The following is a 13,255-nucleotide window of genomic DNA, read 5'->3' as shown; positions in this document are numbered from 1 at the left end:
TTCGGGCCGTTCGCAGCCTGCGGCAGCGGCTACAGGTTTTGCCCGGCGCGGTGGATAATCAGCCTCCCGCCGCCACCGGCAATGACCACCAAGGCACCCTGTCGATGGACCCGACGCACACCCAAGCTCTGCAACAGCTACGCAAGCTGATCCCCATCGGCCTGCGCCACGCCCAGGCCCTGCTCGCCCGTTGCGCCAATAATCCGCAGCACGCCGCCGAGTTGTACAAAACCGAACTGCTGCAGGTGCTGGTAGATAAGTCCGGCCTGCCCCCAGAGCTAGCCCGGGAACATCTGCACAACGCCGGTTACGATCTGAACCGCGCCCTGCTCGCTATAGAAGAAGCACGCTTCAGCCTGACCCAGCGCATCCTGCGCAAGCATCACCGGGATCAAGCCCAGGCCCTGGACCTGATCGCCCAGGCCATCGAAACCGCCGAGCAACTGCCGCGCCAGTACTGGCTGGACTTCCAACGACTGGAGGCGCTGGCCCCGGCACCGCGCTGCTTCATGATCCTGCACGAATGGCTGGCCTTCGAGGGCTGGGAAGGCTTCGACAGCGCCCTGCACTTTCATCTGCCCCAGGCCGTCGCCCAATTGCGCCACCTGCAGCTGGAGGTCCTGGCGGAAACCTTGGAACAGGCCGACCAACGCCAGCAACAACTGCGGGCCGCCCATGCCGAAAGCGAAAGCCCCGTCGAACTGGCCATGCGCATCAATCAGGACCCGCTCTTCAATCGCTGCCAGGACCACTTCCAGCAGCAGCGGCAGCCGCTCGCTGACCGACTGCACCAGTGGGTGGAGCGGCATATAGAGCAGTTCCCCGCCTGAGCAACGAACCGCTGCTCCCCGCACAACAGAAATCGGTAAACTGCCGCCCCCACCGAACACGGACCTCGGATTCAGCCGCCATGGAATTGCAGTACCGCCTCACCCCGGCCCACACCGAAGCCCGGCTTGCCGAAACCCTGCCCCAGGCGCTGCTTGAGCAGGACCAGTTGCAGACGCGGATCGCCAGCGCCACCTCGCGCTGGCAGGGGCGCCTGCTTGGCCCGCTGATCCTGCTGCTGTGCCTGATCGTCGCGCCCCTGGCGCTGTATTTTCCCGAGCGGCGCTTCACCCCGGAAAAGATCATCGCCCTGGTGCTCTGCGCGCTGATCTTCATCCCGCTCTGGTGGCGCTTTTCCGGGCGCCTGATCCAACGCCTGCAAGCCCGCACCCGCCAGCGCAAACCGCTGCGGGGGCTGAATCAGCGGCTGATCGAAGCTCGCCTGCGGGCACGCCTGAAGGCTGCCGAGGGCATTTACCACCTGAGCTTCGACGACCAGGGCTTGACCCTGAGCAAAGCTCCCCGAGCCAGGAACAGCCTAACCTGGGAGCAGGTCGTGTACCTGCGCGAAGCAGCCAGTTTCTACGATCTGGCCGATGCCCAGATGCAGCGCAAGGGCCAGGCCTGGCGCATCGCCAAACACAGTGAACTGATGGACGCCGAGGAATATCAGCAAGGGCTGCAAGCCTTTCTGAGCAAGTGCCCGGTGGCGCCGAGCGCCAACTGATCACCTCACCCCGAGCCCCACAAACGGAATTTGCATGCACACATCAGCGTCCTCCCCGCGCACCGCCCGCGCGCTAGCCATCCTCGGCACCGGCCACGCCCTGCCACAGCGGGTGGTCACCAGTACCGAGCTGGACCATCAACTGGGCCTGGAATCCGGCAGCGTGGCGCGCATCAGCGGAGTGCAGCAACGCCACGTCGCCGATCCTGCGGACACCGCCGCCAGCCTCGGCGCCAGTGCCGCGCGCCAGGCCCTGGAAGCGGCGGGCCTGGCGCTGGATCAGCTGGACCTGATCGTCTGCGCCAGCGGCACCCAGGACCAGGGCATGCCCTGCAACGCCGCGCTGCTGCAACGGGAGCTGGGCCTGGGCCAGTCGGGCATCCCGGCCATGGACATCAACGCCAGTTGCCTGGGCTTTATCGCCGCCCTGGATACCCTGTCCTGGCCGATCCAGGCCGGGCATTACCGACGCGTGCTGCTGGTGTGCGCCGACATCGCCTCCTGCGGGCTGGACTGGCGGCAGGTGGAAGTCTGCGGGATCTTCGGCGATGGCGCGGCGGCGGTGGTCCTGGGCCCGGGCCATGGCGGGCAGAAGCTCCTCGCCTCGCGCCTGAAGACCTACGCCGAAGGCGCGGCGCTGTGCCAGATCCCCGCCGGCGGTTCACGCTTTCATCCGCGACGCATCCAGGTGCCGTTCGAGCCCCTGACCAGCTTCGCCATGCAGGGCAAGGGCGTGTTCCGCCTCGCCGCCAAGCACCTGCCCGAGCTGCTGGACGATTTGCTGCAGCAAGCCGGGCTGACACTGGGGGATATCGACTGGGTCATCCCCCATCAAGCCAGCCAGCAGGCCATGCAGCACGCGGCCAAGCGCCTGAGCCTGGGGCCGGACAAAGTCATCGATATCTTTGCCCGGCACGGCAATCAGGTGGCGGCCTCGCTGCCCACCGCCCTGGACATCGCGGTGCGCGACGGGCGCATTCAACGCGGGCAGACCCTGCTGCTGATCGGCACCGGCGCGGGCCTGTCCCTCGGCGGCATGATCCTGGAGTTCTGATGAAGATCCTGGTCACCGGCGGCACCGGTTTTATCGGTCGGCATCTGGTCTGGAAGCTGGCCGCCGAAGGCTGCCAAGTGCAGTTCAGCGGACGCAACCCCGAGGCCGCGGCCGAGGTGATTGCCCACAGCCCAGCGCCGGTACGCTGGCTGCCCCTGGAGCACGGCAGCCCATTGACCAAGCGCCTGCTGGCTGATGCCAGCCAGGGGCATGACGCCATGGTGCATTGCGCCGCGCTGTCCTCGCCCTGGGGTTCGCCCCAGGCCTTTGCCCGGGCCAACCTCGACTCCACCGCCGAGGTGATCCACGCCTGCGGCAAGAACCGCATCCCGCGGCTGGTGCATATCTCCACCCCGAGCCTGTATTTCAACTTCAGCGACCGCCTGGGCATCCGCGAGGACCAGCCGCTGCCACCACCGGTGAACGACTACGCCCGCAGCAAGGCCCAGGCCGAAACCCTGCTGGCAGACGCCAAGCTGCCCGAATGCGTGATCCTGCGGCCCCGGGCGGTGTTCGGCCCCTGGGACGCAACCCTGATGCCGCGCCTGCTGCGGGTGATGCAACGCGGGGCGATTCCGCTGATGCGCGGCGGCCGGGCCCAGCTGGACCTGACCTGCGTCGACAATCTGGTGCATGCCGTATGGCTCGCCCTGACCCAGCCCCTGCCGCGCCCGCTGTGCGTCTACAACCTGAGCAACGGCACCCCCTTGGCCTTCAAGGACCTGCTGCAACAGATGGCCGAGCACTTCCAGCTGCCGCTGCGCACCCGCCGCCTGCCCTGGCCCCTGGTGCATGGCGTGGCGCACCTGCTGGAACTCAAGGCGCGCCTGGGCAACGGCGCCGAGCCCCTGATCACCCGCTACGGCGCCGGCGTCCTGGCCTTCAGTCAGACCCTGGACATCAGCGCCATCCAGCGCGAGCTTGGCTATCGCCCGGTGATCAGCCAGGAACAGGGCATCCTCCAGCACGCCCAATGGTGGCGGGCCCAACAGAGGCAACGACCATGAGCCGCAGCGTGCGCTTGAAGATCCTCCGGGCCGGCTGGTGCCAGCACCTGGAATGCATGGCCGACCGTGGCGGGCGCCTGGCGCCGGTGCAGTTTCCGGCGCTGTGCGGGCTGATCCAGCACCCCGAGCACGGCTGGATTCTGTACGACACCGGCTACGCCGAACACTTCTTCCAGGCCACCCGCGCCCTGCCCGAACGCCTGTACCGCAGCGCGGTGCCGGTGCAACTGCCCGTGGTGGAACAGTTGGGCGCGCAGTTGCATGAGCTGGGCATCGGCCCGGGGGATATTCGCCAGGTGATCATTTCCCACTTCCACGCCGACCACATCGCCGGGCTGCGGGATTTTGCCAATGCGCGCTTCATCGCCCTGCAAGCCGATTACCGGCATATAGAAAGCCTGCGCGGCCAGCGTTGGCGCGCCACCCTCGGCGGCCATTTGCCGGGCTTGCTGCCGGACGACTTCAGCGCCCGCCTGCGCCTGGCCGACGCCAGCCCCAGCTGCGCCCTGCCGGGCTGGATGGCGCCCTTCGAGCAAGGCCTGGACCTGCTCGGCGATGGCAGCCTGATCGGCGTGCCGCTGCCGGGGCACAGTGAAGGGCAACTGGGACTGTTCATCCCCGACGCCCAGGGCCGGCCGGTGTTCCTGGTGGCCGACGCCTGCTGGTCGGTGCCGGCCTGTCGCGCCGAGCGCCTGCCTGCCGCGCCGGCGCTGTGGTTTGCCAGCGCCGACCGTCAGCACTACGTGCGCACCTATCGCGGCCTGGGCCAGTTGATCCGCCGCGAGCCAGCGGTGGCGGTGCTGCCGTCCCATTGCACCCAGGCCTGGAAGGCGTTTGCCGATGAACAGTGAACGCCTGCTGGGCACCCTGCGCAGCATCGGCGCCTTCGTCTTCAGCCGCTACGTGCTGCGCTTTCGCCGCCGCGAGCGGCTGGAAGCCTGGCAAGCCCGGCGCCTGCGGCACTTCATGGCCAAGGTCCTGCCCCTTGGGCAGCGCTTTAACGGCCTGACCCACGACGGCCTGCAGAGCCTGCCGATCATGGACAAGGCAGCGCTGATGAGCGACTTCGCCGGCTTCAACACCCGCGCCCTGCGCCTGGAGCAGGTGCTGCCGGTGGCCCTTGAAGCGGAACAGTCACGGGACTTCAGCCCGACCCTGGGGGATATCACCGTGGGCCTGTCCAGCGGCACCTCGGGGGCCCAGGGGGTGTTCCTGGTCAGCAGCCTGGAGCGCCAGCGCTGGGCCGGCATCCTGCTGGCGCGGACCCTGCCCCGGGCCTTGCTGCCCCGGCTGCTGTGCCCGTGGCTGGCGCCGCTGCGCATCGCCTTTTTCCTGCGGGCCAACAGCCGCCTGTACACCACCCTGGCCAGCCGGCGCATCGACTTTGCCTTTCATGACCTGACCCTGGGGCTGGGCGCATCCCTGGAGCGCCTCAACCAGCAGCAACCGGACGTGCTGGTGGCGCCGGCCACGGTGCTGCGCGGGCTGGCCCAGGCCGCTCTGGCCGGGCAGTTGACGATCCGCCCGCAACACATTCTGTCGGTGGCCGAAGTGCTGGAACGCACTGACGCCGAGCTGGTCCGGCAAGCCTTCGGGCGCCAGCCCCGGCAGATCTATCAGGCCAGCGAAGGCTTTCTCGGCTACAGCTGCGAGGCCGGCACCCTGCACCTGAATGAAAGCCACCTGCACATCGAGCCGCAGTGGCTGGACCCTGAGCGCACGCGCTTTCAGCCGATCATCACCGACTTCTCCCGGCGTACGCAGTTGATCGTGCGTTATCGCCTCAATGACATCCTGCGGGTGGCCGAGGCGCCCTGCCCCTGTGGCCGCGCGGAGCGGGCCATCGCCGCCGTGGAAGGCCGCGCCGACGAGATTCTCTGGCTGCCCCGGCTCGACGGCCAGACGCTGGCACCGCTCTACCCCGACCTATTGCGCCGGGCCCTGCTGATGCTTGGCGCAGCGCTTGAGGAATACGAGATTCACCAGCGCGGCCTGCTCTGGCAGATCAACCTGCGCGCCTCGGGCGACTACCACCAGCTGTGCCAGCGCTTGCGCGAGGCACTGGCCGAGCTGTGTGCACAACAGACGCTAGCGCCGCCGAGCCTGAGCTTCGGCCACTGGCAAGCGCCGCCGCCACAGACCAAGAGACGCCGCCTGCTGATGCTGCAACTGCCCGAGGGACTGCCATGCATGTACTGATTCTCGGCGCCCGCGCCCCGGCCTGCCTGGAATGGGCCCGAGCCTTTAGCCAAGCCGGCTGGACGGTGACCGTGGCCGACTCCCTGGCCCAACCCCTGAGCCGCTTCAGCCGCGCCGCCCGGCACTTCGTGCGCCTGCCGGAGCCGCGCCACGACCCGGATGCCTGGATCGAAGCCCTGGCCGGGGTGATCCGCCAACAGGCCATCGACCTGCTGCTGCCCACCTGCGAAGAGGTGTTCTACCTGGCCCACGGCCTGGAGCGCCTGCGCCCGCTGTGCCGGGTGTTCACCAGCGATTTCGAGTTGCTGCACCGCCTGCACCACAAGGGCGATTTCGCCGCCATGACCCGAGGCTGGGATGTGGCCGCGCCACCGACCCAGGTGCTGCACGACCCGGCCGGGGTGCAGGCTCTGGCGGCCGAGCACGACGCCCTGGTGTTCAAGCCGGCCTATTCGCGCTTCGCCTCCCAGACCCTGATCCGCCCGAGCCCGGCGCAACTGGCCAAGGTCCGGCCCAGCACCGAGGCGCCCTGGGTGGCCCAGCAGTTTGTCCCCGGCCAGGAACATTGCAGTTTCAGCGTGCTGGTGGACGGCCAGTTGCGCGCCCACAGCAGCTACCAGCCGCGCTACCGGGTCGGACGCGGCTCGGGGATCTACTTCCACAGCGGTGCCCCGGCGCCGATCCGCGCCTTTTTGGAACAGTTCGGCCGGGCCACCGGCTACACCGGGCAAGTGGGTTTTGACTTTATCGAGGACCAGCAAGGCCGCTTCCATGTGCTGGAGTGCAACCCCAGGGCCACCAGCGGCGTGCACCTGTTCGACGACCAGCGGCTGCAACTGGTGGCGGCGCTCGGCAGCGAAGCCAGCGAGACGCTGCAAGCGACCCTGGAACCCCGGATGATCGCCCTGGCCATGCTGCTCCTGGCGGCGCCGCAACGGCTCTTGAGCCGGGCGTTCTGGCACGACTACCAACAAGCCCGGGACGTGATAGTGCAGGACGGCGATCGCGGCCCGCTGACTGCCCAGCTGCTGAGCCTGGGCGAGATCATCGGCCGCGCCCTGACCCGCCGCTGCGGGCTGCTGGCCGCCTCCACCGCCGACATCGAGTGGAACGGCCAGCCCCTGGGAGCACCGCGCCGATGAAGCTGCTGATGCCCGAACAGCTGGCCCAGCAAGCGCCGAGCGCCGACGACAGCCACGCCCGGCAGTACGTGCGCACCTGCGCCGGCGGCGCGCTGATCGGCAATGTCAGCACCGCCCTGGCGCTGTTGGACACCGGCCACCAGCAGTTTCCGGTAAGCATCAACCACGGCCACGACCCTGTGGATAACTGCTACGTGGTGTCGCCGCAAACCGCCTACAGCGGCTACGCCCGGGAAGAATTGCAACGCCTGAAACGGCCCTGGCTGGCCTGGCCGCTGAAGCTGCTGACTCAGGGCGTGGACCGGCTGCTGAGCGCGGCCAAGGTCGACCGGCTGGTGCAGGTCAACAACTGGCTGCTGTCCACCAACCTCTACCCACCCGACTGGGACGGCGCGGATTTGCCGGCCATCACCGAACTGCTGCGCCGACAGTTTCCCGACCACGGCTTCGGCTTTCGCTCGCTCAACGACTTCAGCAACCACGAGCTGCGCAAGCGCCTGCAAGCCCTGGGCTACCTGGCGATTCCCAGCCGCCAGGTGTACCTGTTCGACGGCCGCGAGGGCGAGAACTCCGCCTTCCTGCGCCACCACAACACCCGCCTGGACGCCACCCTGCTGCGCCGCAGCCCGTATACGGTGGTGCCCGGCAGCGAGCTGGACGAGGCCGACTTCCAGCGCATCGAGCAGCTGTACAACCTGCTGTACCTGGATAAATACAGCCGCCTCAACCCCCACTACAGCGCCCAATGGCTGCAACGCGGGCAGGCCGAGGGCTGGCTGCAAGTGCGCGCCCTGCGCAACGCCGAGGGGCGCATCGACGGTGCCCTGGGCTGGTTCGCCAACAGCAGCCTGATCAGCACCCCCATCGTCGGTTACGACACCGCCCTGCCCCAGCGCGCCGGCCTGTACCGGCAACTGACCAGGCTGTGCCTGCAAGAGGCGGCGGAACGACGGCAGGTGCTCAACTTCAGCTCCGGCGCGGCGGCCTTCAAGCGCCTGCGCGGTGGCCAGCCCGAGATCGAATACAGCCTGATCCACGTCGCCCACCTGCCCCGGCCGCGCAGGCTGGTGTGGCAACTGATGGGCCTGCTGTTGCAACGGATAGGCGTACCGCTGATGAGGAAGCTCAAACTGTGAACAGTCACTCGGGCTGGTGGCCCGTCGCCCTGAGCCAGCAGCTACGCAAGCACCCTTTGGCCTGCCCCCTGCACGGCGTGCCGCTGGTGCTGTTCCGCGCCGCCAACGGCGCCCCCGCCGTACTGCCGGACCGCTGCCCCCATCGCTTCGCGCCACTGAGCGCCGGGCGGGTGCGCGACGGGCAAATCCAGTGCCCCTATCACGGCTGGCGCTTCGACCCCCAGGGCCGCTGCACCCAGTTGCCCGGCCAGGCGCAGCAGCGTTGCAGCCAGCCGTTGCTGCAACCCCTGCACAGCTGCGAAGCCCAGGGGCTGGTGTGGGCCAGCCTGGCCAGCGAGCGACCCAGCGCGCCACCGGTGGCCGCCGCCGAACAGGCCCAGGCCCTGGATGTGTTCTGGATCAGCGACCGGGTGCAATGCAGCTTGCAGGACGCCGCGGAGAACTTCCTCGACGGCTTCCACACCCATTTCGTGCACGCCGGGTGGATTCGCCACGACCGCCAGCGCCAGCGCATTCGCGCCTGGGTGCATCAGCTGGATGACGGGGTTGAAGCGCAGTACAGCGAAGAAGGCACCCAATCCGGGCTGATTTCGCGGCTGTTCGAGGGTGAACGCGGCCTCAGCATGGGCCGCTTCCGCCTGCCGGGGCTGGCGGAAATCGAATACCGCGACCGCCAGGGCCGGCTCAACCTGCTGGTCAGCGCCTGGCTGAGCCCGGCCGCCGAGGGCCAACTGCGGCTGTTCGCGCGCATCGCCACGGCCCGGGGCCGCCTGCCGGGCTGGCTCAAGCGCGGCGTGCTGCAGCCTTTGTTCAAGGTGATCCTCAAGCAGGACCGGCAGATCCTCGAACAGGTCAGCGCCAACCAGCAACGCTTCGCCCAGGTGCCGCTGCGCTGGCAGCGGCCCACGCCCCTGGACAGCTCGCTGGATCTGCTGGGGCCGTGGATCCGGCAATTACTGGAGCAAGGTGAACTGCAGGACTTTCAAGAACGCCGAGAGGAATTCTGGCTGTAATCCCGTAGGAGCAGGCTTGCCGGCGAACCAGCCCTCAAGACGGGCGCCGCTCAAGCGGGCCCCTTCGCTGGCAAGCCAGCTCCTACGGTTGGCAAAGGTATCGCGGGGCTGATGCGGGCCCCTTGGGGCCCCTGTTCGCGGGGTGTTGCAGGGCGTGACAAGAACCGTTTCAGCCCGCCGTCGGCACTGCCGTTCCTCGGCTCGACACGCAACATGCAGACGGCGAGCCCGCGCACCGGTATAGTGCGCCCCCTCTTCACGTGGACAGCCGTCGGTAACGAGGCTCGCCCCCACGGGAAACCCGAACTAATAACAACCCGCGAAATATAGAACCGGGACGAACGCTCGCCCCACCGCCTTGCCGTGCGTGCAATCAGCGGTGTAACTGAATGTTTCCGTCCGTTCTGCTTTTGCCTACACAAAAAACAGCGAGGAATAATCCATGCTCGAAGTCATCAACGACTTCCTCTCAGGGAAAGTACTGATCGTGCTCATCGTCGGGCTCGGCAGCTACTTCACGATCCGCTCGCGTTTCGTCCAATTGCGCCACTTCCTCCATATGTTCGCGGTGTTCCGCGATAGCCTGAAAGGCAACGCTGGCCAGCTCAGCTCGTTCCAGGCGCTGATGCTCAGCCTCGCCGGCCGGGTGGGCGCGGGCAACATCGCCGGCGTCGGCATCGCCGTGACCCTGGGTGGCCCGGGCGCAGTGTTCTGGATGTGGGTGACCGCACTGGTCGGCATGTCCAGCAGCTTCTTCGAGTGCACCCTGGCCCAGGTCTACAAGCGCGCCGAAGGCGACGGCCTGTACCGCGGCGGCCCGGCCTACTACATCCAGCACGGCCTGAAGCTCAAAGGCATGGCGGTAGTCTTCTCGATCCTGCTGCTGGTCACTTACGGCTTCGCCTTCATCGGCCTGCAGTCCTACACCGTGACCCATTCGCTGCAGAACGCCTTTGCCTTCGATCCGAAACACACCGGCATCGTCCTGGCGGCACTGCTGGCCATCACCTTCATCGGTGGCATCAAGCGCATCGCCGCAGTGTCCGACCTGCTGGTCCCGGTCAAGACCCTGGCCTACATCGGCGTGACCCTGTACGTGATCGGCACCCAGATCGAACACGTGCCAGCCATGCTGGAGACTATCTTCAAGAGCGCCTTCGGCCTCGATCCAGCCTTCGGCGGCCTGCTCGGCAGCGCCATCGTCATGGGCGTGAAGCGTGGCGTGTTCGCCAACGAAGCGGGCCTGGGCAGTGCGCCGAACGTGGCCGCCGTGGCCGCCGTCAAGCACCCGGGCGCCCAGGGCGTGGTCCAGGCCTTCAGCGTGTTCCTCGACACCTTCGTGATCTGCACCTGCACCGCGCTGCTGATCCTGCTGTCGGGCTTCTACACCCCAGGCTTCGAAGGCGACGGTATCGTCCTGACCCAGAACTCGCTGGCCGCCGTGGTCGGTGACTGGGGTCGCCTGTTCGTCAGCGTCGCGCTGTCGCTGTTCGTCTTCACCTGCATCCTCTACAACTACTACCTGGGCGAAAACAGCCTGCAGTTCCTGACCCGCAACCGTATCGTGCTGATGCTGTTCCGTGGCCTGGTGCTGGCGCTGGTGGTGTGGGGTTCGATGCAGGACCTGTCGACCGTGTTCGCCTTCGCCGACATCACCATGACCTGCCTGGCCTTCGTCAACCTGATGGCCCTGGCCATGCTGTTCAAGGTCGGCCTGCGGGTAATGCGCGACTACGACGAGCAGCGCCGCGCCGGCGTCGACCAGCCGGTGTTCGACTCGCGTAAATTCGCCGATCTGGACCTGGACCTGAAGGCCTGGCCTGCCGAAACTTCGGCGGCCACCCAGGCCGAGCCGCAAGGCGTGCCCGCAGCGCAACGCTGACGGGTGAACCACGGGCGCATCCTCTGCGCCCGTGGTTTACAGTGCGATAAATGTGCGAGCGGGCCTGCCCGCTGCCACAGGAACCCACCGTTTCGGAGAATCCCATGACCCCTTCGACCTACCCTGCCGCCCAGCACGTCATGGTGCTCTACACCGGCGGCACCATCGGCATGCAGGCCAGCGCCGACGGCCTGGCGCCGGCGTCGGGTTTCGACGTGCGGATGCGCGCCTACCTCGACAGCCAGCCCGATCTGCGGGTGCCGGCGTGGCGCTTTCGCGAGATGGCGCCGCTGATCGACAGCGCCAACATGACCCCCGACTACTGGCAGCGCCTGCGTGCAGCGGTGGTCGAGGCCGTGGACCAGGGCTGCGACAGCGTGCTGATCCTCCACGGCACCGACACCCTGGCCTACAGCGCCGCCGCCATGAACTTCCAACTGCTGGGCCTGCCGGCGCCGGTGCTGTTCACCGGTTCGATGCTGCCGGCCGGCGTGCCCGACAGCGACGCCTGGGAAAACCTCAGTGGCGCCCTGTTGGCCCTGGGCCAGGGCCTGGCGCCGGGGGTGCACCTGTACTTCCACGGCGAACTGCTGGCCCCGACCCGCTGCGCGAAAATTCGCAGCTTCGGCCGCCATCCATTCGCCGCCCTGCGACGCAATGGCGGCGGCGCCAAAGCCGAAGCGCTTCCTGCGGCGCTGGAATACCGCCAGGCCAGGCAACTGGCCAAGGTCGGCGTGCTGCCGCTGTTCCCCGGCATCGGCGCCGAGCTGCTGGACGGCGTGCTAGGCAGCGGTATCCAGGCCCTGGTGCTGGAATGCTTCGGCAACGGCACCGGCCCCAGCGACAACCCGGCGTTCCTCGCCAGCCTCAAGCGCGCCCATGAGCGCGGGATTGTGGTGGTCGCCGTGACTCAGTGCCATGAAGGCGGTGTGGAGCTGGACATCTACGAAGCCGGCAGCCGCCTGCGCGGCGTGGGTGTGCTGTCCGGTGGTGGCATGACTCGCGAAGCGGCGTTCGGCAAGCTCAACGCGCTACTGGGAGCCGGGCTGGAAATCAGCGAAGTACGGCGCCTGGTGGAACTGGACCTGTGCGGCGAGCTGGCCTGATCCACCCGTAGGAACCGGCTTGCCGGCGAAGGCGGTCTTGAGGGCCTCTTCGCTGGCAAGCCAGCGCCTACACAGGCAGGGCGGCATGCAACTTGCTCCGGTCAAGGGTCTTTCCCTGGCTGGAATCTGCGCATGCTGCATTCGCACCTCACCACCCTCAATGCCGTTTCCCTGGTGCTCGACACCTTCAAGGAGCAGGGGCAGGACGGCGATGCGCTGCTGGCCGGCAGCGGGATAAACCCCGCCGACCTGAGCCGCGCCGACACCCGCATCACCACCAATCAGGAAATGCTGGTGTGCGCCAACGCCGTGGCCCTGCAACGGGATATCGGCCTGGAGCTGGGCCGGCGCATGCATGTTTCGTCCTACGGCATGCTCGGCTATGCGCTGCTCACCAGTGCCACCTTAGGTGACGCTTTGCGCCTGGCCATGCGCTATCCGGCGCTGTTGGGAACACTTTTCGAGCTGAGCCTGGAAGCCGACGGCCCGCGCATCTGGTTCACCGCCGCCGGCTACCGCGAAAATCCGGCCCTGGCGGCGTTCAATACCGAGTTCTGCCTGGTGTCGCTGAAGGTCATCTGCGACGACTTGCTGGGCCACCCGCTGCCACTGTTGGGAGCACGCTTCGACTACCCGGCACCGGACTATCAACAACGCTACGGCGAACCCTTCGACTGCCCGCTGCAATTCAATGCCCGCAGCAGTGCCTTCGCCTTCGACCAGCACTGGCTCGAACAACCCCTGCCCCTGGCGGATGCCATTACCCACCAGGCCATGGCCGAGCGCTGCCGCAAGCAGAACACCGAGTTCACCGGGCGCCAGGCCTGGCTCGGGCGCATCCGCCAGTTGCTGGCGGCGCAACTGGACGCCGCGCCGGGGCTGGAGGGGCTGGCGGAACAGATGAACTGCTCGGCCCGGACCCTGCGCCGCCATCTGCGCGACCTGGGTTGCAGCTATCAGGAACTGCTGGACGAGCTGCGCTTCGAGCGGGCCAAGCAGATGCTCTGCGAAGACCAGATGCCCATCTACCGGATTGCCGAGGCCCTGGGCTTCAGCGAAACCGCGAGCTTTCGCCATGCCTTCATCCGCTGGAGCGGCGTGGCGCCGAGCCAGTTCCGACCCTGAGACAAACCCCGGCATAAAGCTGCGGATTGCATTACA

Annotated in this window: 12 protein-coding genes; all 12 read left to right on the top strand. The window is 67.6% G+C overall.

What is annotated here, in order from left to right; all coding sequences use genetic code 11:
- Positions 1-50: 50 nt before the first annotated feature.
- The 12 genes from DNK59_RS13345 to DNK59_RS13290 all read left to right on the top strand — a co-directional run bounded on the left by DNK59_RS13345 (position 51) and on the right by DNK59_RS13290 (position 13,219).
- The gene (locus tag DNK59_RS13345; RefSeq protein ID WP_256596341.1) at positions 51-830 is read left to right on the top strand and encodes a hypothetical protein; all 780 of its coding nucleotides are present in this window, start codon (positions 51-53) and stop codon (positions 828-830) included.
- 80 nt (positions 831-910) lie between these two features.
- Positions 911-1,555 (top strand): hypothetical protein, encoded by a 645-nt coding sequence (locus DNK59_RS13340; RefSeq protein ID WP_110723487.1) that lies wholly within the window; start codon positions 911-913, stop codon positions 1,553-1,555.
- 34 nt (positions 1,556-1,589) lie between these two features.
- Positions 1,590-2,609: a beta-ketoacyl-ACP synthase 3 gene (locus DNK59_RS13335; protein ID WP_110723486.1), complete on the top strand. Its 1,020-nt coding sequence runs from the start codon at positions 1,590-1,592 to the stop codon at positions 2,607-2,609.
- Entirely contained in the window at positions 2,609-3,616 is a 1,008-nt protein-coding gene (locus DNK59_RS13330; protein WP_110723485.1) for an NAD(P)-dependent oxidoreductase, read from the top strand. Before DNK59_RS13335 ends, DNK59_RS13330 begins: the two co-directional genes overlap by 1 nt.
- Positions 3,613-4,467: an MBL fold metallo-hydrolase gene (locus tag DNK59_RS13325; RefSeq protein WP_110723484.1), complete on the top strand. Its 855-nt coding sequence runs from the start codon at positions 3,613-3,615 to the stop codon at positions 4,465-4,467. The genes DNK59_RS13330 and DNK59_RS13325 overlap by 4 nt, the downstream gene beginning before the upstream one ends.
- Positions 4,457-5,815: a F390 synthetase-related protein gene (locus tag DNK59_RS13320; protein ID WP_110723483.1), complete on the top strand. Its 1,359-nt coding sequence runs from the start codon at positions 4,457-4,459 to the stop codon at positions 5,813-5,815. Before DNK59_RS13325 ends, DNK59_RS13320 begins: the two co-directional genes overlap by 11 nt.
- On the top strand, positions 5,803-6,957 hold the full coding sequence (locus DNK59_RS13315) for an ATP-grasp domain-containing protein (protein WP_110723482.1): 1,155 nt from the start codon (positions 5,803-5,805) through the stop codon (positions 6,955-6,957). Before DNK59_RS13320 ends, DNK59_RS13315 begins: the two co-directional genes overlap by 13 nt.
- On the top strand, positions 6,954-8,093 hold the full coding sequence (locus DNK59_RS13310) for a hypothetical protein (protein ID WP_110723481.1): 1,140 nt from the start codon (positions 6,954-6,956) through the stop codon (positions 8,091-8,093). The genes DNK59_RS13315 and DNK59_RS13310 overlap by 4 nt, the downstream gene beginning before the upstream one ends.
- The gene (locus DNK59_RS13305; RefSeq protein WP_110723480.1) at positions 8,090-9,106 is read left to right on the top strand and encodes a Rieske 2Fe-2S domain-containing protein; all 1,017 of its coding nucleotides are present in this window, start codon (positions 8,090-8,092) and stop codon (positions 9,104-9,106) included. Before DNK59_RS13310 ends, DNK59_RS13305 begins: the two co-directional genes overlap by 4 nt.
- A 442-nt stretch (positions 9,107-9,548) precedes the next feature.
- On the top strand, positions 9,549-10,988 hold the full coding sequence (locus DNK59_RS13300) for a sodium:alanine symporter family protein (protein ID WP_110723479.1): 1,440 nt from the start codon (positions 9,549-9,551) through the stop codon (positions 10,986-10,988).
- 104 nt (positions 10,989-11,092) lie between these two features.
- Positions 11,093-12,094, top strand: coding sequence for an asparaginase (locus DNK59_RS13295; protein WP_110723478.1), 1,002 nt, complete (start codon positions 11,093-11,095; stop codon positions 12,092-12,094).
- Positions 12,095-12,226: 132 nt separating this feature from the next.
- Positions 12,227-13,219 (top strand): AraC family transcriptional regulator, encoded by a 993-nt coding sequence (locus DNK59_RS13290; protein WP_110723477.1) that lies wholly within the window; start codon positions 12,227-12,229, stop codon positions 13,217-13,219.
- The last annotated feature ends 36 nt before the right edge of the window (positions 13,220-13,255 follow it).

It is taken from the genome of Pseudomonas sp. TKO26 (assembly GCF_003225665.1).
Classification (GTDB): domain Bacteria; phylum Pseudomonadota; class Gammaproteobacteria; order Pseudomonadales; family Pseudomonadaceae; genus Aquipseudomonas; species Aquipseudomonas saponiphila.
The sequence above is the reverse complement of the archived record's forward strand: the minus strand, read 5'-3'. Positions and strand labels throughout refer to the sequence as shown.